This window comes from Cereibacter sediminicola (assembly GCF_007668225.1).
Taxonomy (GTDB): domain Bacteria; phylum Pseudomonadota; class Alphaproteobacteria; order Rhodobacterales; family Rhodobacteraceae; genus Cereibacter_A; species Cereibacter_A azotoformans.
The window spans coordinates 60,314-80,325 of the sequence record NZ_VDEK01000016.1; the positions used below are offsets into that span (position 1 = coordinate 60,314).

Here is a 20,012-nt window from a genome sequence, read left to right on the forward strand (position 1 = left end):
TGCCGCCCGCGGCCCTGCATCGGACATCCGCCATGACACGCCTGATCCTCGCGGCGCTCCTGTCGCTTCTTCCCCTCCAGACGCTGGCCGAGCCGTTGCGGCCGGTTCCAGTGACCGACTGGAAGGCGGTGTACGGGCGGATCGAGGCGCGCGACCGGATCGCCGCGCGCGCGCGGCTGGGCGGAACCCTGGTGTCCCTCTCGGTCGCCGAGGGCGACAGGGTCGAGGCGGGGCAGGTGCTGGCCGAGGTGGTGGACGAGAAGATCGGCTTCCAGCTCGCCGCCGTCGATGCGCAGCGCGCCGCGCTCGAGGCCGAGCTGGCCAATGCGCGCACCGAGCTGGGACGGGTCGAGGATCTGCTGGCCCGCGGGGTTTCGACGTCGCAGCAGTCGGACGCGCTTCGGACGCAGGTTCAGGTGCTGTCGGGCCGGATCGCGGCGAACGAGGCCGAGCGCAAGGTGCTGGAGCAGCAGGCCGCCGAGGGCCGGGTGCTGGCGCCCCTGTCGGGGCTCGTGCTGAACGTGCCGGCGGCCGCGGGTGCGGTGGTGCTGGCCGGAGAGGAGATCGCCTCGATTGGCGGCGGCGGCTTCTTCCTGCGGCTTGCGGTGCCCGAACGCCACGCACGGGCGCTGCAGGAGGGCGACGCCATCGTGATCGAAGGCGCGGAAGGCCCGCAGGAGGGCCGGCTGGCCCGGCTCTATCCGCTGATCGAGAACGGCCGGGTGATCGCCGACGTCGAGGTGCCGGGCCTGTCCGAGCGGTTCGTCGAGGCCCGCGTGCTGGTGCGGCTGCCGGTGGGCACGCGCGAGGCGCTTCTGGTGCCCGAAGCTGCCGTTTCACGGCGGGCGGGGCTCGATTTCGTCACGGTGGCGGGCGAGGGCGGGTCGGTCGAGCGGACGGTGGTGATCGGCCAGCGCCACGAGGCGGAGGGGGGGGCGATGGTCGAGGTCCTCTCGGGCCTCCGGCCGGGCGATGAGCTGGTGTCGTCCGATGAGTGACCGCCGCCCGCCGCTCGGCCTTGCCGGCCATCTCACCCGCTCCTTCATCGGCTCGTCCCTGACCCCGCTCTTCATCCTTGCGGCGCTGGCCGTGGGGCTCGTGGCGCTCGTCTCGCTCCCGCGCGAGGAAGAGCCGCAGATCTCGGTTCCGATGGTCGATATCCATGTGCAGGCGCCGGGACTTCGGGCCGAGGATGCGGTCAAGCTGGTGACCGAGCCGCTCGAGACCATCGTCAAGGCCATCGACGGGGTCGAGCATGTCTATTCCCAGACATCCGACGATCAGGCGATGGTCACGGCGCGCTTCGTGGTGGGCACCTCGTCGGATGCGGCCGTGCTGCGCGTGCATGACAAGGTGCGCGCCAACATGGACCGCATTCCCCGAGGCATCGCCGAGCCGCTGATCGTGGGAAGGGGCATCGACGATGTGGCGATCCTGTCGCTGACGCTGGTGCCCGCTGCCCCCGAGGTGACGGCGAACGACCTGACGCGCGTCGCGCGTGAGCTTCGGACCGAGGTGGCCAAGGTCGAGAATGTCGGTCTCACCTATCTTGTGGGCGAGACGCCCGAGGTCATCCGCGTGGCGCCCGATCCCGAGAAGCTCGCGCTCTTCGGGGTGACGCTCCAGAGCCTTGCGGCGAAGGTGGGCGGGGCCAATGCGGCGCAGGATGCGGGCCTTCTGCGGCAGGAGGGCCAGCAGGTCGCGCTGATCGCGGGCCGGACGCTGACCTCGCCGGCCGAGATCGCGAACCTTCTGCTGACCACGCGCGACGGCCGCCCGGTCTATGTGGGCGACGTGGCGATGGTCGAGATGGTCTCGGACATGACCGAGGCGCTGGTCTCGCATGTCACCCGCGGCGCGGAGGGGGGGATCGTCCGCACCCCGGCCGTCACGCTGGCCATCGCCAAGCGGGCGGGCGCCAACGCCGTGGTGGTGGGCGAGGCGGTGCTGCATCGGATCGAGGCGCTCGAGGGCAGTCTCATCCCGGGCAGCATGCAGGTCATCGTGACCCGCGACTATGGCGAGACGGCGAACGAGAAGGCGAACGAACTCCTCTTCCATCTCGGGCTGGCCACGATCTCGATCATCGCGCTGGTCTGGGTCGCCATCGGCTGGCGCGAGGCGATGGTGGTGGCCATCGTGATCCCCGTCACGATCCTGCTCACGCTCGCGGCGGCCTGGCTCATGGGCTACACGCTGAACCGGGTGTCGCTCTTCGCGCTGATCTTCTCGATCGGCATCCTGGTGGATGATGCGATCGTGGTGATCGAGAACATCGCCCGGCACTGGGGGCTCGACCGCGCGAAGCCGCGCGCCGAGGCAGCGATCGAGGCGGTGGCCGAGGTCGGCAACCCGACCATCGTGGCCACGCTGACGGTGGTTGCGGCGCTGTTGCCGATGCTTGCGGTCTCGGGGCTGATGGGGCCCTACATGAGCCCGATCCCGGCCAATGCCTCGGCCGCCATGATCTTTTCCTTCTTCGTCGCGGTCATCATCACGCCCTGGCTGATGCTGAAGATCGCCGGCCGCGCGCCGGTGCACGGCGAGGACCATGCGACGCCCGGCGGCCGGCTGGGGCGGCTCTACACCGCCGTGGCGCGGCCGGTGCTGAAGACCAAGGGGCGGGCGCTGCTGTTCCTGCTGGTGACGGTGGTCGTGTCCTTCGGCTCGATGGGCCTGCTCTACACGCAGCATGTGACGGTCAAGCTGCTGCCCTTCGACAACAAGTCGGAACTCGCCGTGGTGATCGACCTGCCCGAGGGCGCCTCGGTCGAGGCCACCGACCGCGTCGTGCAGGATGTGGCGCGGGCGGTGCTGGACCTGCCCGAGGTGGTCTCGGTCCAGACCCATGCCGGAACGGCGGCGCCCTTCAACTTCAACGGGCTGGTGCGGCACTACTACCTGCGCGGCCGCCCTCATGAGGGCGACCTGCAGGTGAACCTCGCCCCCAAGGACGCCCGCGACCGCGAGAGCCATGAGATCGCCCTCGAGATCCGCGAGCGGCTGAAATTGGTGCCGGTGCCCGAGGGGACGGTGCTGAAGACGGTCGAGCCGCCGCCGGGCCCGCCGGTGATCGCGACCCTGCTGGCGGAGGTCTATGGCCCCACACCCGAGGCGCGGCGCGAGGCGGCGGCCCGCATCCGCGAGGCCTTCGAGGACGTCCCCTTCATCGTCGATGTGGACGACAGCTTCGGCACCCCGCCCGTGCGGCTCAGGGCCACCATCGAGCCCGACGATCTGGAGTTCTTCTCGGTGCAGGAATCCGATGTCTTCGACACGATCCGCCTGCTGAACGGCGAGAGCGTGGTGGGCTATTCCCACCGCGGCGAGGGGCGGCATCCGGTGCCGATCCTGCTTGCGCGCCCCAAGGGCGACCGGGTTCTGGACGAACGCTTCCTGTCCACGCCGATCCCGGCCGACCTGCTGCCCGGCGCGCGCGGCGTGGTGGAGCTGGGCGACGTGGTGCGCGTGACCCAGGAGCAGGCCTCCTGGCCGATCTTCCGCCACAACGGCCGCGCCGCCGAGATGGTGACGGCCGAGTTTGCCGGCGATTTCGAGGCGCCGCTTTACGGGATGCTCGCCGTGGCCGACCGGCTCGAGGCGATGGACTGGCCGGAGGGCACCAAGCCCGTGATCGCGCTGCATGGCCAGCCCGAGGACGAGTCGCGGCCCGTCCTGCTCTGGGACGGCGAGTGGGAGGTGACCTGGGTCACCTTCCGCGACATGGGCGGCGCCTTCGGGATCGCGCTCCTGGGGATCTACATCCTCGTCGTGGCGCAGTTCGGCAGCTTCCGCCTGCCGCTGGTGGTGCTGACGCCGGTGCCGCTGACCTTCCTCGGCATCATGGCGGGGCACTGGATGTTTGGCGCGCCCTTCTCGGCCACCTCGATGATCGGCTTCATCGCGTTGGCGGGGATCATCGTGCGCAACTCGATCCTGCTGGTCGATTTCATCCGTCACGCCGATCCCGCGCAGGACCGGCTCGAGGTGCTCATCGAGGCCGGGGCCATCCGGTTCAAGCCGATCCTGCTCACGGCGCTGGCCGCCATGATCGGGGCGGCCGTGATCCTCGCCGACCCGATCTTCCAGGGGCTCGCCATCTCGCTCCTGTTCGGGTTGATGAGTTCCACGCTGCTGACGGTGCTGGTGATCCCGGCGATCTACCGCGTCTTCCGCACCTGACAGGGCGGGGCTTCTGGTGAGACGGGGCGTCGCATCTCGCCCCGTCATTGACGCGCGTCAAGGAGCGTCGTTTGCAAACCGACCAGATTTTGGGCAGGTGAAACAGCAGAACGAGCAAGAGATGACTGCCCTGACCACCGCCGCTGTCCAGAGCCTGATCGGGCTGATGGGGGGAATGCGCGCCGAGGATCGCCCGATGGCCCCCTGGATGCGCTACCGCACGAGCGAGGAAGAGCTGGAACGGCTTCGGATCGCCGAGAGCCACGTGTCCTGCCGCTTCTGACGGATCGCGCGGCCAGGTCGATGCCGGGGGCCGGAACCGGCCCCCGAGAGTGTCACGGTCACATGTTCTGGACCGCCGCTCCTTCGGGCGGCTCGCCCGAGTGGCGCCGGTTCCAGCGGATCGACGACCAGAGCGAGATCCCGATCAGGCCGGCGCCGCCGAGCCCGGTGATGACCTCGGGGATATGGGTCAGGGTCTGGACATACATGATCAGCGACAGGATCAGGATCGCGTAGAAGGCGCCGTGCTCGAGGTAGCGGTATTGCGCCAGCGTCCCGCGCTCGACCAGCATGATGGTCATCGAGCGGACGTACATCGCGCCGATCCCGAGGCCGATGGCGATCACGAACAGGTTCTGGCTGAGCGCGAAGGCCCCGATCACCCCGTCGAACGAGAAGGAGGCGTCCAGCACCTCGAGATAGAGGAAGGCGCCCACGCCGCCCTTGGCCGCCGCATCCAGCGCCTGCTGCCGATGATCGAGAAAGCCGCCCAGGACCTCGACCAGAAGGAAGGTCAGAAGGCCGTAGATTGCGGAATTGAGGAAGACCTGCTGCTCCGCCCCCTCCAGAAGCCGCGAGAAGCCCAGCACCGCGCAGAGCACCACCGCGACCTCGACCCCGCGGATCGAGGAATAGCGGCTCGCCTGCTCCTCGATCCAGCGGACCCAGTGGATGTCCTTTTCCTGGTCGAAGAAGTAGGTCAGGCCCACCATCATCAGGAAGGTGCCGCCAAAGGCCGCGATCGGCGTGTGCGCCTCGTGCATGATGCGGGAATATTCCGCCGGCTGCGTGGCGGCGAGCTTGACCGCCTCCCACGGGCCGAGGCTCGCCGCGATCACCACGATCAGCAGGGGGAAGACGATCCGCATCCCGAAGACCGCGATGAGGATCCCCCAGGTGAGGAAGCGGCGCTGCCACTTCGGGGTCATCGTCTTCAGCTTGTTCGCGTTCACGATCGCATTGTCGAACGAGAGCGAGATCTCGAGCACCGCCAGCACGCAGCAGATAAAGAAGATCGTGGCCGTGCCTTCGATCGTGCCGGTCGTGGCCCAGCCGAGATAGCCCCCGAGCGCGAGGCCGAGGGCGGTGAAGATGAAGGCCCAGGTGAAGTAGGAAACCGTGCTCTTCTGACCGGCGGACGTCATGCGGCCGACTCCGTGAGGGTCCGTGACGGCGCGGGGCCGCCCGGGCAGGGGATGAGATTGATCTGGCACATGATGGAGAGATGCGTCCCGGCGGCAGCTGACGCTTTGGGTGCCGACATCGCGAGAGCGCCGCATTCTCTCGCCAGAGGGGCCCGGTCACCGGATTCGGCCCGTCCTGCGGGCTGGCGCGAATATGATCCTTCGGCCGCTTGTTGCAAGGGGATCTGCAACAGCGGCGGCAGGAGATCTTGCCATATGGCGAAATTCATCATATATCTTGCCGAAAAGGAGATTTTGGATGCTCGCCCTTCGCCCCTTGGGCAAGACGCCCGCCGAACCCGACAGCCCCCGGATCACGGATGACGAGGCGGCGGCGATGGCGCGCGCTGTCGTCAACCTCTTTCGCCTGTGGGATGTTTCCGACCGCGAGGCCTCGGTCCTGCTGGGTGAGCTGTCGCCGCGCACCTGGGCGCGCTGGAAGGCGGGCGCGCCCGGCCGGATCTCGCGCGACCAGAAGACGCGGCTGTCGCTGCTGATGGGGATCCACAAGGCGCTGCGGCTGATCTTCTGCGAGCCGGAACAGGCCTACGGCTGGGTGCGCCGGCCGAACACGGCGTTCGGCGGCGTGACCGCGCTTCAGGTCATGCTGGGGGGCGAGATCACCGACCTCCTCCGGGTGCGCAGCTATCTCGACGCCGAGCGCGGGGGCTGGTGAGGTGCCCCGCCGCCGCGTGGTCTGGGACCGGACGCACCGGATCATCCGCTCGCGCTTTCCGCCGATCGACCTGTTCGAGGACATCGCCGATCCCGCCGACTGGGAGGCGATCGCCTCGGCCGAAGCCAAGACCAACCCGCGCCTGCGCGACAGCCTCGGCCGGCTTGATCTCGTGCCGCCCGCGCGGCGCGTGTCGGGGCCGGGCGCCTCCTGGGCGATGGCACCCTTCACCCATGTCTCGACCGACCGGCCGAGCCGCTTTTCCGACGGCAGCTTCGGGGTCTATTACGCCGCCGACACGCTCGAGACCGCGCTGATCGAGGTGGCCCATCACCACGCCCGCTTCATGGCCGCGACGGCCGAGGCGCCGGGCTGGACCTCGGAGTTCCGACAGCTTGTCGGGCATCTCGACGCCGAGCTTGAACTGGTCGGACCCGAGAGGGGCGACCTGCTCGATCCGCAGGACTATCGGACGAGCCAGGCGTTCGGCGCGCGGCTGCGCGAGGAGGGAGCGGCCGGTATCCTCTACCCCAGCACCCGCGCGCCCGAGGGCCTTTGCGTCGCGCTCTTCTGGCCGGACGTGGCGGGCGCGCCCGCCCAGGGCGATCATTTTGCCTTCGAATGGGACGGGGCCCGGGTCTCGCGGATCCACAACCTCGCGAAGGGCACGCTGCACGCCCTGTAGGCGTCGGGCTCACGCGGCCACGGTTACCCGCGTCTCCCAGCTTTCGCAGCGGCGGCCGAGGTCCTCGGGCAGCGGCCGGTCGGTGAAGACGGCGTCCAGCTCTTCCAGCGAGGCCAGACGGACCGGCGCCTTGCGGTCGAGCTTGCTGTGGTCGGTCACGAGGAACCGCTGCCGCGACTGGCGCAGGATCGCCTTCGAGACCCGCACCTCGGCCAGATCGAAGTCGAGCATGTCGCCGTCACGGTCCAGCGCCGAGGTGCCGATGATGGCGTAATCCACCTTGAACTGCTCGATGAACTGGATCGTGAGATCGCCCACGAGCCCGCCGTCCGAGCGGCGCAGCTGCCCGCCCGCCACCATGACCTCGCAGGAGGGGTTGGCCACAAGGATGTTCGCCACGTTCATGTTGTTCGTGACCACCGTGATGTTGCGGTGGTTCAGCAGTTCACGCGCGACGGCCTCGGTCGTGGTGCCGATGTTGATGATCATCGAGGAATTGTCCGGGATGGCGCGGGCGCAGGCGCGCCCGATGGCGGCCTTGGCCGCCTCGTTCATCCGGCGCCGCTCTTCGTAGCCGATGTTCGACACGCCGGTGCGCAGCACCGCCCCGCCATGCACGCGGTCGAGCAGGCCCGCGTCGGACAGCTCGGTCAGGTCGCGCCGGATCGTCTGGAGCGTCACCGCGAAATGCTCGGCGAGCTGCTCGACCACCACGCGCCCCTCGCTGCGGGCAATCTCCAGGATCTCGGTCTGCCGAAAGTTGAGCGCCATTCCATCCTCGCTGCCGTTCCAGATGCTGTTTGCCATGCCCGGCCGCCCGTGTCATGCCTCGGCTGCCCCGCCCGAACCAGAGCCTTGTCCAGAGCCGTGTCATGACCCCCGCCGCCCGCCTGTCCGCCGCCATCGGCATCCTCGACCGCATCCTGACCGGCGCGCCGGCCGAGCAGGCCCTGACCAACTGGGCGCGGGCGAGCCGGTTTGCCGGCTCGGGCGACCGGGCGGCGGTGCGGGATCTGGTGTTCGACGCCTTGCGCTGCCGGCGATCCTTCGCGCGGCTGGGGGGCGCCGGGACGGGGCGTGGCCTCATCCTCGGGGGCTTGCGCGCCTCGGGGCAGGAGGTGGCGGGTCTCTTCACCGGCGAAGGCCACGCGCCCGCCCCGCCCGAAGGGCCGGAGCTTGCGCCACAGGCCGCCTCCGAGCTTGAGGCGCTCGACTGCCCCGACTGGCTTGCACCGGATCTGCAAGCGAGCCTCGGCGCCGACTTTGCACCGGTGATGGAGGCACTGCGCCATCGGGCGCCGGTGTTCCTGCGGGTCAACCTCGCGCGGGGGGACCGGCCGACGGTGGCCGCGGGGTTGGCCGCCGAGGGCATCCCGACGTGCCCCCATCCGCTTGCGGACACGGCGCTGGAAGTCACCGGGAACGCCCGCAGGATCCAGACGTCGGCCGCCTACCGCGACGGGCTGGTGGAACTTCAGGACGCGGCCTCGCAGGCGGTGGTGGAGGCCTTGCCGCTGTCGGATGGGGCGAGGGTGCTCGACTTCTGTGCGGGAGGGGGCGGCAAGAGCCTCGCCATGGCCGGCCGCGCCCAGCTGCGACTGTGGGCCCATGATGCCGATCCGCGCCGGATGCGCGACCTGCCGGCCCGCGCGGCCCGCGCCGGGGTGGATGTCCGGCTCCTTGCGCCGGGCGAGCCCGCCCGTCACGGCCCCTTTGATCTCGTGCTGGCGGATGTGCCCTGTTCGGGCTCGGGCAGCTGGCGCCGCGCGCCCGAGGGCAAATGGAGCCTCACACCCGAGCGTCTTCATGCCCTGTGCGACATCCAGTCGGAGATCCTCGACGAGACGTCGGCCCTCGTGCGGCCGGGCGGTCATCTGGCCTACGCCACCTGCTCGCTGCTCGCCCGCGAGAACGGTCTGCAGACCGACGCGTTCCTTGCGCGAAGCGCCGGCTGGCGGCGGGTGCGGCAGCTGCGTCTGACCCCGCTGGACGGCGGAGACGGCTTCTTTCTCGACCTGTTGCAGCGAATTGGCTGAAACTCGCGGATTAGCGAGGGCGGTTCCCGGTTGCGGTTAAGCTGTGGTTAACAATTCCTGTGCCGAATGGGCCCCAGGCGAATCCGGTCGCAGGGGGTGCCCGTGAACAGACAGGCTGCAGATCTCGTTGGGGCAGCGGAAGGCTTCGGATCGCGGCTCTGGCTCTTGCTGGCCGTGGTCGGTGGCGCCGTGGTCACCGCCGTGTTCGCCTCCGACCTGAACATGCAGCTGGGCGCGGCGGTGGTGGCGATGACCTTCCTGGGCGTCGTGCTGATCGCCCGCGGAGTGATGGTCTGGGACGGGCTGCGCGACCGCGGGCTTGACCTGCGTCTCGCCCGCCTTCTGGGCGAGGATGCGGCGCCCTGCTTCACGACGGATGCGGTTGGCCAGATCGGCTACCAGAACCATGCGGCCACCGCCCGGTTCGGCGACCGCAGCGGCGGGACGCTCGTGGCCTCGCTGGGCGACCATTTCGCAAGCCCGGCCTCCGTCCTGTTCCGCTTGCAGTCGCGCGCCTCCAACATGGGCTCCGCGCGCGAGGATGTGGTGACACGGCGCGGGCATGTGCGCCTTTCGGTCCATCGCATCGGTCCGGGGCGTTTCCTCTGGCGGCTGGAAGAGTTCCAGGATCGCGCCGCGGTTGCCGGTCGCGGGGCCGAAGGACTGAGCCTGCCGATGCTCGTGGCCAACAAGTCGGGGGTTGTCCTCTTCGCCAATGAGGCGATGCGCCGTCTTCTGGGGCAGCGTCCCAAGCGGCTGGACCGCGTCTTCACGGATCTCGCGCCCCGCTCGGGAGAGGAGGTCGAGGTGGCCTCACCCGATGGCCCCGTCCGCGCGATCCTTGCCGAGGTCGAGGGCGTGGGCGAGCGGCGCGAGATCTATCTCATGCCGGTGCCCGACGCGGTGACGCAGGACACGGGCCTTGCCGATTTCGAGCATTTGCCGGTGGGCCTGATGAAGTTCGGCGGGGACGGGGGACTGCGTGTCGCGAACCGCGCGGCGCGGGACCTGCTGGGCATCGGCCCCGATGCGCGGCCGATCTTCTCCGACCTGTTCGAGGGGCTCGGCCGTTCCGTGAACGACTGGCTTGCCGATGTGGCGGGCGAGCGGATGCCTGGCGGAGCAGAGGTGCTGCGCCTCCGCCGCTCGGAGGAGGAGGTTTTCCTCCAGATCGCCCTGCGTCGCATTGTCGAGCAGGGGCGGCCTGTGGTGCTGGCTGTCCTGAACGATGCGACCGCCCTCAAGACGCTCGAGGCCCAGTTCGTCCAGAGTCAGAAGATGCAGGCGATCGGTCAGCTGGCCGGCGGGATCGCTCATGACTTCAACAACCTGCTTACGGCAATCTCCGGCCACTGCGATCTCCTCCTACTGCGTCACGATCGTGAGGATCCCGAGTTCGCCGACCTCGTGCAGATCCATCAGAACGCCAACCGGGCGGCGAGTCTCGTGGGACAGTTGCTCGCCTTCTCCCGCAAGCAGACGCTGAAGCCCGAGCGGATCGAGTTGCAGGAAGTGCTGGCGGATCTCACGCATCTTCTCAACCGACTGGTGGGGGAGCGGGTGACGCTTCGCCTTGCGCATGCGCCCGAACTGAGGCCCATCCGGGCCGACAAGCGTCAGCTTGAGCAGGTGTTGATGAATCTCGTGGTCAATGCCCGGGACGCCATGCCGGAAGGTGGAGTCATTCGCATCGAGACCGAGGCCCTGACGCTTGCCGACGAACTTCGCCGTGACCGCGCCGTGGTCCCGCCGGGTCGGTATGCCGCGATCCATGTGCAGGACGAGGGCGTGGGGATACCGCCTGACCGGCTGCAGAAGATCTTCGAGCCGTTCTTCACCACCAAGCGGACCGGCGAGGGAACGGGCCTCGGGCTTTCCACAGTCTACGGGATCGTGAAACAGTCGGGCGGCTTCATCTTCGTTGACAGTGACCCGGGTCGGGGGAGCGTCTTTCACCTCTATTTCCCCATCAACGAGGAACTCCTTCCGGCAGAGGCCGCGCCGCCTGTTCCCGCAGATTCCACAAGCCTCCGCCGCGGTGAAGGGGTGGTTCTGCTGGTCGAGGACGAGGCACCCGTTCGCGCCTTCGCATCCCGCGCATTGCGGATGCGTGGCTACACCGTGATCGAGGCCGAAAATGCCGAAGATGCCCTTCGCGCGCTCGAGGATCCCGGCCTCGAGGTTGATGTCTTCGTGACCGACGTGGTGATGCCGGGGATGGATGGCCCCACCTGGGTCCGCAAGGCGCTGATCGAACGGCCGAACGTCCGCGTCATCTTCGTGTCCGGCTATGCTGAGGACTGCCTGGCGGAATCCCAGGCGCGCATCCCGAACTCGGTGTTCCTGCCCAAGCCGTTTTCGCTCAACGATCTGACGGCGACCGTGCAGGGGCAGGTGCACTGAGTTTCAGTCGAGCGATGCGTAAAGGGCGAGATCTCGCGCCATCGTCCGTCGCACGAGGTCTTCCGTCTCGGGCGACAGGTCGAGCGGGGCTGCGGGCGAGACATTCAGCCGAGGCAGGATGATTTCGCAGCCAAGCCGCTCTTCCAGGAAATCGATGAAGCGTCCGATCTCCTCGTAACGGAACAGCCGGTCGAGGCCTTGGCCATTCGTCGCGTCCAGGAAGGCGGCCTGCGAGCCAACAGCCGCAAATTCCGGTCGCGGATCCAGTGCATAGGCGCGCACGAACTCGTCGAACGTGACGTGGGCGGTGCTCTTGGCCGCCTCCACGATATCGTCCCGTTGGCGGTGGCGGTACCAGCTGCCCAACCACGCCCGTGGCTCTCGCATGAGGGCCACGACGGTGAACGGCTCGCCCGAAGCCGCCTCCAGATAGGGGCCGATGAAGCGCCGGTAACTTTCGACCGACGTGTGCTTCAGCAGCGGTGGCCGCTGGATCGATGCGGCGGCCAGTGATTCGAGGGCCGTCTCGATCGCTGTCGTTCCTGTCTTCGGTGTGGCGAGAAACACCAGCCGCTGTTCCCAGAATATGAGCATCCTGTCCCCTTGTTGCTCCTGAACCCCTGCGGGTTCCGGCGTCGTGAACCAGTGCTTAACCCCTTTCGTCGAAAGCTGCATCTACCGGAGAATCCGGTTGTAATGTTCGAGTTTCGGTCTCATAGTCGGCCGGAACATTAAGTGAACTCGCGAAGCGATTGCTGCCCCAGCGCGGCTGTGAAATAAGGAACAGGACATGGCGACGGCGAACCTGCTCGACTTGAACGGAAGGCGCGAGATGGACAAGGCGAAGGCGCTCGAGAGCGCGCTGGCACAGATTGAACGGCAGTTCGGCAAGGGCTCCATCATGAAGCTGGGCGCCAACAGCCCGGTGATGGAGATCGAGGCGACCTCGACGGGATCGCTGGGTCTCGACATCGCTCTCGGCATCGGGGGTCTGCCGAAGGGGCGGATCATCGAGATCTATGGCCCTGAAAGCTCGGGCAAGACAACGCTGACGCTGCATGTGGTGGCGGAGGAGCAGAAGAAGGGTGGCGTCTGCGCCTTTGTGGATGCCGAGCACGCCCTCGATCCGGCTTACGCCAAGAAGCTCGGGGTCAATCTTGACGAGCTTCTGATATCCCAGCCGGACACGGGTGAGCAGGCTCTCGAGATTGTGGACACGCTTGTCCGCTCGGGCGCGGTCAGCCTGATCGTGGTGGATTCAGTCGCGGCCCTGACGCCGAAGTCCGAGATCGAGGGCGATATGGGCGACATGCAGATGGGCTCGCAGGCCCGCCTGATGAGCCAGGCCATGCGGAAGCTGACCGCCTCGATCGGCCGGTCCAACTGTATGGTGATCTTCATCAACCAGATCCGTATGAAGATCGGCGTCATGTTCGGCAGTCCCGAGACCACGACGGGCGGCAACGCCCTGAAGTTCTATGCGTCTGTCCGGCTCGACATCCGCCGCACCGGCGGGATCAAGGACCGCGACAATGTGATCGGCAACACGACCAAGGTAAAGGTGGTGAAGAACAAGGTGGCCCCGCCGTTCCGCGAGGTCGAGTTCGACATCATGTATGGCGAGGGCATCTCGAAGATGGGTGAGCTGGTCGATCTCGGTGTCAAGGCGGGCGTTGTCGAGAAATCCGGCTCCTGGTATTCCTACGGCGACGAACGCATCGGGCAGGGGCGCGAGAACGCCAAGGCCTTCCTGCGGGCCAACCCGTCGGTTGCAGGTGACATCGAGGACAAGATCCGCGCCTCGCACGGGCTCGATTTCTCGACCGGAGAGATCGGCAAGGACGACGATCTGGTGGACATGTAACGCTTCTGCGCGTCGAGGTGGACAGCCTCGGCGCGCAGCATTAAACGAGACGGCGAACCGCAGATCCGCCCGACAGAGGCTTCCTTCATGCCGTCCTTGAACGATATCCGCTCGACCTTCCTCGACTATTTCCGACGCAACGGGCACAGGGTCGTGGAGTCGAGCCCGCTCGTCCCGCGCAACGACCCGACGCTCATGTTCACCAACTCGGGGATGGTGCAGTTCAAGAACTGCTTCACCGGGCTTGAGCATCGCGACTACACCCGGGCGACAACGGCGCAGAAGTGCGTCCGTGCGGGCGGCAAGCACAATGACCTGGACAATGTGGGTTACACGGCCCGGCATCATACCTTCTTCGAGATGCTGGGGAACTTCTCCTTCGGCGACTATTTCAAGTCGGAGGCCATCCCCTTCGCATGGGAGCTTCTGACCCGAGACTTCGATATTCCCAAGGAGAAGCTGCTCGTTACCGTCTATCACACCGACGACGAAGCCGCCTCGATCTGGAAGAAGGTGGCGGGCCTGCCGGATGAACGGATCATCCGCATCCCGACCAACGACAATTTCTGGATGATGGGCCCGACGGGCCCCTGCGGCCCCTGCACCGAGATCTTCTACGATCACGGTCCCTCGATCTGGGGCGGGCCGCCCGGCTCCGCGGATGAGGATGGTGATCGGTTCATCGAGATATGGAACCTCGTCTTTATGCAGAACGAGCAGCATCCCGATGGGTCGATGACGCCGCTGCCCAAGCAGTCGATCGACACCGGGATGGGCCTCGAACGGATCGGCGCGCTCCTCCAGGGCAAGCATGACAACTACGACACCGACCTGATGCGCAGCCTGATCGAGGCTTCGGCGCATGCAACCTCGACCGATCCCGACGGCACAGGCAAGACCCACCACCGCGTCATTGCCGACCATCTTCGTTCGACCTCCTTCCTGATCGCCGACGGGGTGATGCCTTCGAACGAGGGGCGCGGCTATGTGCTGCGCCGGATCATGCGCCGCGCGATGCGTCACGCCCATCTGCTGGGCGCACAGGATCCCGTGATGCACCGCCTCGTTCCCGCCCTGGTTCGGCAGATGGGGGCCGCCTATCCCGAGCTGACCCGCGGCCAGGCGCTGATCGAGGAAACGCTGAGGCTCGAGGAGACCCGCTTCCGCCAGACGCTCGACCGCGGCCTGCGGCTGCTCGAGGACGAGCTGGATCGTCTGCCGGAGGGGTCGCCGCTGCCGGGCGAGGCGGCCTTCAAGCTCTACGACACCTACGGTTTCCCGCTGGACCTGACGCAGGACGCGCTGCGCGAAAAGGGGCGCAAGGTGGATGTCGCGGGCTTCGAGGCGGCGATGGCCGAGCAGAAGTCCAAGGCCCGCGCCAGCTGGTCCGGCTCGGGCGAGACCAAGGATGCGGCGATCTGGTTCGATCTGGCCGAGAAGCACGGGGCGACCGAATTCCTGGGGTATGATACGGAAAAGGCCGAGGGGCAGATCCTCGCGATCGTCGCGGGCGGGGCGGAGACCGCTTCGGCCACGCCCGGTCAGACGGTGCAGATCGTCCTCAACCAGACCCCCTTCTACGCCGAATCCGGCGGTCAGGTCGGGGACACGGGGGAGTTGCGCACCGACACGGGCCGGGCCCGGATCACGGATGTCAGAAAGGGGCAGGGGCTCTTCCTGCATTTTGCCGAAGTGACGGAGGGCGAGATCCGGCCGGGTCAGGGTGCGGCGCTCGAGGTGGATCACGCCCGGCGCTCGGCGATCCGCGCGAACCACTCGGCCACCCACCTCCTGCACGAGGCGCTCCGGCGGGCGCTCGGTGATCATGTCGCGCAGCGGGGCTCGCTGAATGCTCCCGACCGGCTGCGCTTCGACTTCAGCCACTCCAAGGCGCTCAGCGCCGAGGAACTGGCCACGGTCGAGGCCGAGGTGAACCAGTTCATCCGCTCGAACGGAATGGTCGAGACGCGGATCATGTCGCCCGACGATGCGCGGGCGCTCGGCGCCCAGGCGCTCTTCGGCGAGAAGTACGGCGACGAGGTGCGCGTGGTCTCGATGGGCACGCTCGCCGGCTCGGGCAAGGGCACGGACGGCCAGGCCTATTCGCTGGAACTGTGCGGTGGCACGCATGTGGCGCGGCTGGGTGACATCGGCCTGTGCGTGATCCTTGGTGACTCGGCTTCGTCCGCCGGTGTGCGTCGGATCGAGGCGCTGACCGGGGAGGGCGCACTGGCCCATCTCAACGAGCAGATGAAGCGGCTGGCCGAGGTGGCGGCCACCCTGAAGGCGTCTCCGGCCGAGCTGGTGGACCGCGTCAAGGCGCTGGTGGATGAGCGTCGGCAGCTCCAGAACGAGGTGGCGCAGTTGCGCCGCGAGGCGGCGATGGGGGGCGGTGCGGCAGCCGAGGCCAAGGACATCGGCGGCGTGAAGTTCCTCGCCCAGATCGTCCAGGGCGTGCCGGGCAAGGACATGCCGGGGCTCATCGACGAGATGAAGGCGCGCGTGGGCTCTGGCGCCGTGCTCCTGATCTCGGACACCGCGGGCAAGGCGGCTCTGGCCGCCGGTGTCACGCCGGACCTGACCGACCGGCTGTCGGCGGTGGCGCTGGTCAGGGCCGCGGCCGAGGCGCTTGGCGGGCGCGGGGGCGGCGGCCGGCCGGACATGGCGCAGGCGGGTGCGGCCGACGCGTCGCAGGCCGAAGCGGCCATTCGCGCGGTTGAAGCGGTGATCGGAGGCTGAGATGGCGACTGCGCTCTGGATTGCGAATGTGGACGTAACCGATGCCGAGGCCTATGGCCGCTACGCCAAGGGCGCAGGGCCGGCGATTGCCGCGCATGGGGGTGTCTTCCTTGCCCGCGGCGGCCGCCATGTGCAGCTTGAGGGACGAGACCGGTCCCGCAACGTCGTCGCGCGCTTTCCCTCGGTCGAAGCGGCGGTGGCCTGCTACCACTCGGCCGAATATCAGGCGGCGCTCGATCATGCGCGCGGGGCCTCGGTCCGGGACCTCGTGGTGGTCGAAGAGGTCGAGTGACGGCCCGGCTCCTGCGCTCTCTGTCGCGGGGGGCGCTTTCGTAACGGTTTCATGATGCGACGGCTCGTGGTCTGGGATATCGTGACCACGAGCAGTAGATGGGGCAGGGCGATCATGCCGAAACCGCTGCGCGCTGGCGGAGCGCGTTGATCATGTGCCGTTGGGCTGCCTACATCGGGGCGCCGATCTTCCTCGAGGAAGTCGTCAGCCGCCCCGGACACTCCCTCATCCACCAGAGCCACTGCGCGACCGAATGTGGCACCGCGATCAACGCGGACGGCTTCGGCATCGCCTGGTATGGCGAGCGGACCGAGCCGGGGCTCTATCGCGACGTCTATCCGGCCTGGAGCGATCCGAACCTACGCAGCCTGACCGCGCAGGTGAAGTCGGGCCTGTTCCTCGCGCATGTCCGCGCCTCGACCGGCACCGCCACCAGCCGCAACAACTGCCACCCGTTCGTGGTCGGCCGCTGGAGCTTCATGCACAACGGACAGGTCGGCGGCTACGACCTGTTCCGGCGCGACGCCGACATGCTGATCCCGGAGGCGCTCTACGGGCACCGCAAGGGGGCCACGGACAGCGAGGTGCTGTTCCTCGTGGCCCTGGCCGAGGGGCTCGAGCAGGATCCGAAGGGCGCGCTCGAGCGGGCGGTTCAGCGGCTGGAGCGGCTCTCGCGCGAGAAGGGGAACGTCCCCCACATCCGCCTCACGGCGGCGCTCTCGGACGGCGAGCGGCTTCATGCGGTGCGCTATGCCTCGGACGATCAGGCGCCGACGCTCTATCACCGCTGGAGCCTGCGGCGCGGTGGCCGGGCGGTCGTGTCCGAGCCGCTCGAGCAGGACGAGGGCGACTGGCTGCCCGTTGCCCCCGCATCGTTCTGCACCTTCGAGGGTGAGACGGTCAGGATCGAGCCTTTCCGACCCGCCGCCCTGGCCGAAGCGGCCTGAGGAATGAAAAAGGGCGCCGCGGGGGCGCCCTCCGTCACTCCGCGGCCTTCGCGGCGCGCTTGCGCTCATGCGGATCGAGATGGCGCTTGCGCATCCGCACGATCTTGGGCGTCACCTCGACGAGTTCGTCATCATCGATGTAGGCAATCGCCTGTTCGAGCGAGAGCCGCACGGGGGGGGTGAGGCGCACGGCCTCGTCCGTGCCCGAGGCGCGGACGTTGGTGAGCTTCTTGCCCTTCAGCGGGTTCACCTCGAGATCGTTCTCGCGCGAGTGCTCGCCGATGATCATGCCGACATAGACGGCTTCCTGCGCGCCGATGAAGAGATGACCCCGCTCCTCGAGGTTCCAGAGCGCATAGGGGACCGAGCTGCCGTTTTCCATCGAGACCAGCACGCCGACGCGGCGGCCCTCGATCGGGCCCTTGTGGGCCGCCCACTCGTGGAAGACGCGGTTCAGGACGCCCGTGCCACGGGTGTCGGTCAGGAACTGGCCGTGGTAGCCGATCAGCCCGCGCGAGGGGACATGCGCGATGATCCGGGTCTTGCCGGCGCCCGCAGGCTTCATCTCGACCAGCTCGCCCTTGCGCGGCCCGGTCAGCTTTTCGATCACCGCACCGGTGAATTCGTCATCCACGTCGATGGTGACTTCCTCGATCGGCTCCATCCGCTGGCCGTTCTCTTCCCGGAACAGCACGCGCGGACGCGAGATCGACAGTTCAAACCCCTCGCGGCGCATGTTCTCGATCAGCACGCCCATCTGCAATTCACCCCGGCCCGCAACCTCGAAGGCCTCGCCGCCGGGCGTGTCGGTGACCTTGATCGCGACGTTGATCTCGGCCTCCTTCATCAGCCGCTCGCGGATCACCCGCGACTGGACCTTGTTGCCGTCCTTGCCGGCGAGGGGCGAATCGTTGATCCCGAAGGTGACCGAGATTGTGGGCGGGTCGATCGGCTGGGCCGGCAGCGGCACATCGACCTCGGGCGCGCAGAGCGTGTCGGCCACGGTTGCCTTGGACATGCCGGCCAGGGTCACGATGTCGCCCGCCTCGCCAACGTCAATCGGCGTCTGCGAGAGGCCGCGGAAGGCCAGCACCTTCGACACCCGGAACTGCTCGATCCGGTCGCCGGTGCGCGACAGCGCCTTGAGCGTGTCGCCTGCCTTGACCGTGCCGGCCTCGACCCGTCCGGTCAGGATGCGGCCGATGAACGGGTCGGCCGAGAGGGTGGTGGCCAGCATGCGGAAGGGCTCGTCGCGGGCGGCGAGCTGTTTCGGCGCCGGCACATGGCGCAGCACCAGCTCGTACAGGGCCGACAGATCCTTGCGCGGCCCGTCGAGCTGCTCATCGGCCCAGCCCGAGCGGCCCGAGGCGTAAAGTACCGGAAAATCGAGCTGATCGTCATCCGCGCCGAGGTTGGCGAAGAGGTCGAAGACCTCGTTCAGCGCGCGGTCGGGCTCGGCGTCGGGCTTGTCGACCTTGTTCAGCACCACGATCGGCCGCAGCCCCAGCGCCAGCGCCTTCGAGGTCACGAACTTGGTCTGCGGCATCGGCCCTTCGGCGGCGTCCACCAGCAGCACCACGCCATCGACCATGTTCAGGATGCGCTCGACCTCGCCGCCGAAATCGGCGTGACCGGGGGTGTCGACGATGTTGATGCGCTTTCCCGCCCATTCCAGCGAGGTGCATTTCGCCAGGATGGTGATCCCGCGCTCGCGTTCGATGTCGTTGCTGTCCATCGCGCGCTCGGCCACGGCCTGGTTGTCGCGGAAGGCGCCGGACTGCTTGAGGAGCTCGTCCACGAGGGTCGTCTTGCCATGGTCGACGTGCGCGATGATGGCGATGTTGCGAAGCTCCATCGGGGTACTCTCTCGGGTAGGGATCAGGGGTTCGTGCGCGGCGTTACATGACGCAGCGCAGAAAGGCCAGAGTTTTCCGGCACAGCGGAGAAGAAGCCTCAGGTCGCGATATAGCGATCACGTCGGTGGTTGATCGCGATCACCAGGTTCACGACCAGTGCGCCGAGGAAGGACCAGGCGACAAGCGGCCACTCCCGCAGCATGAGCGCCACGGCAAAGAGCACGGCATCGAAGGCGAGCTGGGTCCAGCCGGCGCGAAAGCCGGTCCTGTCCTGCAGATAGAGGGCAAGGATCCCGATTCCGCCAAGGCTCGCCCCGTGCCGGAAGAGCGCAAGCAGCGCAGAGCCCGAGGTCAGACCGAACAGCACCGCCCCGAAGGCCGGGTCCAGATGCGCGAACGAGATCCACTGGGGCATGACCTGGGCGAGTGCCGACAGCAGCGCCACCGACAGGAAGGTCTTGATCGTGAAGGCCGGCCCCATCCGTCGGTAGCCCAGCCAGTAGAAGGGGATGTTGATCACGAAGAAGACCGGCGCAAAGCCCCATCCGGTCACATAGGAGATCAGAACGGCAAGGCCCGCCGTCTGGCCCGTCACCAGGCCAAGATGCGTGAGGATGGTGATTCCGAAGGCGGCCATCGTGCAGCCATAGGCAAGGGCCTGCGCATCATCGAGCTTGGTGTGGGCGGACGTCTCAATCATCACAGGATCCATCGGTAAGCTGGGGGAAGAGGCCTCGCCCCCTCAGCCAAAGCCCCCCAACAGCCACCCCACTGGCGAACATCAGCCGGAACAACCGCACGAGCGGCGCGCCCACGGAAGGCCGGCCCCTTCGCCCTTTCACTCCGGAAAAATATCCTCGGGGGGT

At 67.8% G+C, this 20,012-nt stretch carries 16 protein-coding genes; 11 read left to right on the forward strand and 5 right to left on the reverse strand.

What is annotated here, in order from left to right:
• The first annotated feature begins 32 nt into the window (after positions 1-32).
• The 3 genes from FG154_RS12170 (at position 33) to FG154_RS12180 (ending at position 4,465) form a co-directional block, all read left to right on the forward strand.
• The gene (locus tag FG154_RS12170; protein ID WP_145108123.1) at positions 33-998 is read left to right on the forward strand and encodes an efflux RND transporter periplasmic adaptor subunit; all 966 of its coding nucleotides are present in this window, start codon (positions 33-35) and stop codon (positions 996-998) included.
• Positions 991-4,182 (forward strand): efflux RND transporter permease subunit, encoded by a 3,192-nt coding sequence (locus tag FG154_RS12175; protein ID WP_145108125.1) that lies wholly within the window; start codon positions 991-993, stop codon positions 4,180-4,182. Before FG154_RS12170 ends, FG154_RS12175 begins: the two co-directional genes overlap by 8 nt.
• 121 nt (positions 4,183-4,303) lie before the next feature.
• Positions 4,304-4,465, forward strand: a complete 162-nt coding sequence (locus FG154_RS12180) for a hypothetical protein (RefSeq protein WP_145108128.1) — start codon at positions 4,304-4,306, stop codon at positions 4,463-4,465.
• 58 nt (positions 4,466-4,523) lie between these two features.
• Here the strand turns inward: FG154_RS12180 and FG154_RS12185 are convergent, their stop codons facing one another.
• Complete coding sequence (locus FG154_RS12185; protein ID WP_145108130.1) at positions 4,524-5,609, reverse strand: DUF475 domain-containing protein; 1,086 nt, start codon at positions 5,607-5,609, stop codon at positions 4,524-4,526.
• Between the two features lie 298 nt (positions 5,610-5,907).
• On the opposite strand from FG154_RS12185, the gene FG154_RS12190 reads away from it, so the two are divergent.
• Together FG154_RS12190 and FG154_RS12195 are read left to right on the forward strand one after the other, a co-directional pair.
• Positions 5,908-6,324, forward strand: a complete 417-nt coding sequence (locus FG154_RS12190) for an antitoxin Xre-like helix-turn-helix domain-containing protein (protein WP_145108132.1) — start codon at positions 5,908-5,910, stop codon at positions 6,322-6,324.
• Between the two features lies 1 nt (position 6,325).
• Complete coding sequence (locus FG154_RS12195; protein WP_145108134.1) at positions 6,326-7,009, forward strand: RES family NAD+ phosphorylase; 684 nt, start codon at positions 6,326-6,328, stop codon at positions 7,007-7,009.
• 9 nt (positions 7,010-7,018) lie between these two features.
• Here the strand turns inward: FG154_RS12195 and FG154_RS12200 are convergent, their stop codons facing one another.
• Complete coding sequence (locus tag FG154_RS12200) at positions 7,019-7,780, reverse strand: DeoR/GlpR family DNA-binding transcription regulator (RefSeq protein ID WP_145108162.1); 762 nt, start codon at positions 7,778-7,780, stop codon at positions 7,019-7,021.
• Positions 7,781-7,881: 101 nt separating this feature from the next.
• Between FG154_RS12200 and FG154_RS12205 the strand changes: the two genes are divergently transcribed.
• Both FG154_RS12205 and FG154_RS12210 read left to right on the forward strand, forming a co-directional pair.
• Positions 7,882-9,045, forward strand: a complete 1,164-nt coding sequence (locus tag FG154_RS12205) for an RsmB/NOP family class I SAM-dependent RNA methyltransferase (RefSeq protein WP_145108137.1) — start codon at positions 7,882-7,884, stop codon at positions 9,043-9,045.
• A 102-nt stretch (positions 9,046-9,147) separates the two neighbouring features.
• Positions 9,148-11,448, forward strand: a complete 2,301-nt coding sequence (locus FG154_RS12210) for a hybrid sensor histidine kinase/response regulator (RefSeq protein WP_425456847.1) — start codon at positions 9,148-9,150, stop codon at positions 11,446-11,448.
• A 3-nt stretch (positions 11,449-11,451) separates the two neighbouring features.
• Here FG154_RS12210 and FG154_RS12215 read toward each other — a convergent pair whose 3' ends face one another.
• A complete protein-coding gene (locus FG154_RS12215; RefSeq protein ID WP_145108164.1) occupies positions 11,452-12,042 on the reverse strand; it encodes a hypothetical protein in 591 nt (196 codons plus the stop codon).
• Between the two features lie 196 nt (positions 12,043-12,238).
• Here FG154_RS12215 and recA point away from each other — a divergent pair, with 196 nt between their 5' ends.
• The 4 genes from recA (at position 12,239) to FG154_RS12235 (ending at position 17,290) form a co-directional block, all read left to right on the forward strand.
• On the forward strand, positions 12,239-13,312 hold the full coding sequence (gene recA, locus FG154_RS12220) for a recombinase RecA (protein ID WP_145108142.1): 1,074 nt from the start codon (positions 12,239-12,241) through the stop codon (positions 13,310-13,312).
• A gap of 87 nt (positions 13,313-13,399) precedes the next feature.
• Positions 13,400-16,051, forward strand: a complete 2,652-nt coding sequence (alaS, locus tag FG154_RS12225; RefSeq protein ID WP_145108144.1) for an alanine--tRNA ligase — start codon at positions 13,400-13,402, stop codon at positions 16,049-16,051.
• A gap of 1 nt (position 16,052) precedes the next feature.
• Positions 16,053-16,343, forward strand: a complete 291-nt coding sequence (locus FG154_RS12230; protein WP_101341776.1) for a DUF1330 domain-containing protein — start codon at positions 16,053-16,055, stop codon at positions 16,341-16,343.
• Between the two features lie 152 nt (positions 16,344-16,495).
• Positions 16,496-17,290, forward strand: a complete 795-nt coding sequence (locus FG154_RS12235) for a class II glutamine amidotransferase (RefSeq protein WP_145108146.1) — start codon at positions 16,496-16,498, stop codon at positions 17,288-17,290.
• Between the two features lie 34 nt (positions 17,291-17,324).
• On the opposite strand, the gene typA is transcribed toward FG154_RS12235, so the two are convergent.
• A complete protein-coding gene (typA, locus tag FG154_RS12240) occupies positions 17,325-19,145 on the reverse strand; it encodes a translational GTPase TypA (RefSeq protein ID WP_145108149.1) in 1,821 nt (606 codons plus the stop codon).
• A 98-nt stretch (positions 19,146-19,243) separates the two neighbouring features.
• Positions 19,244-19,846 (reverse strand): YitT family protein, encoded by a 603-nt coding sequence (locus FG154_RS12245; RefSeq protein WP_145108151.1) that lies wholly within the window; start codon positions 19,844-19,846, stop codon positions 19,244-19,246.
• Positions 19,847-20,012: the final 166 nt, after the last annotated feature.

What these genes read in the sequence shown, in the direction of transcription:
- recA (WP_145108142.1), top strand. Translation starts at nt 12,239, where the DNA reads ATGGCGACGGCGAACCTGCTCGACTTGAACGGAAGGCGCGAGATGGAC.
- FG154_RS12190 (WP_145108132.1), top strand. Translation starts at nt 5,908, where the DNA reads ATGCTCGCCCTTCGCCCCTTGGGCAAGACGCCCGCCGAACCCGACAGC.
- alaS (WP_145108144.1), top strand. Translation starts at nt 13,400, where the DNA reads ATGCCGTCCTTGAACGATATCCGCTCGACCTTCCTCGACTATTTCCGA.
- FG154_RS12205 (WP_145108137.1), top strand. Translation starts at nt 7,882, where the DNA reads ATGACCCCCGCCGCCCGCCTGTCCGCCGCCATCGGCATCCTCGACCGC.
- FG154_RS12180 (WP_145108128.1), top strand. Translation starts at nt 4,304, where the DNA reads ATGACTGCCCTGACCACCGCCGCTGTCCAGAGCCTGATCGGGCTGATG.
- FG154_RS12170 (WP_145108123.1), top strand. Translation starts at nt 33, where the DNA reads ATGACACGCCTGATCCTCGCGGCGCTCCTGTCGCTTCTTCCCCTCCAG.
- FG154_RS12245 (WP_145108151.1), bottom strand. Translation starts at nt 19,846, where the DNA reads ATGATTGAGACGTCCGCCCACACCAAGCTCGATGATGCGCAGGCCCTT.
- FG154_RS12185 (WP_145108130.1), bottom strand. Translation starts at nt 5,609, where the DNA reads ATGACGTCCGCCGGTCAGAAGAGCACGGTTTCCTACTTCACCTGGGCC.
- FG154_RS12215 (WP_145108164.1), bottom strand. Translation starts at nt 12,042, where the DNA reads ATGCTCATATTCTGGGAACAGCGGCTGGTGTTTCTCGCCACACCGAAG.
- typA (WP_145108149.1), bottom strand. Translation starts at nt 19,145, where the DNA reads ATGGAGCTTCGCAACATCGCCATCATCGCGCACGTCGACCATGGCAAG.
- FG154_RS12200 (WP_145108162.1), bottom strand. Translation starts at nt 7,780, where the DNA reads ATGGCGCTCAACTTTCGGCAGACCGAGATCCTGGAGATTGCCCGCAGC.
- FG154_RS12230 (WP_101341776.1), top strand. Translation starts at nt 16,053, where the DNA reads ATGGCGACTGCGCTCTGGATTGCGAATGTGGACGTAACCGATGCCGAG.
- FG154_RS12175 (WP_145108125.1), top strand. Translation starts at nt 991, where the DNA reads ATGAGTGACCGCCGCCCGCCGCTCGGCCTTGCCGGCCATCTCACCCGC.
- FG154_RS12235 (WP_145108146.1), top strand. Translation starts at nt 16,496, where the DNA reads ATGTGCCGTTGGGCTGCCTACATCGGGGCGCCGATCTTCCTCGAGGAA.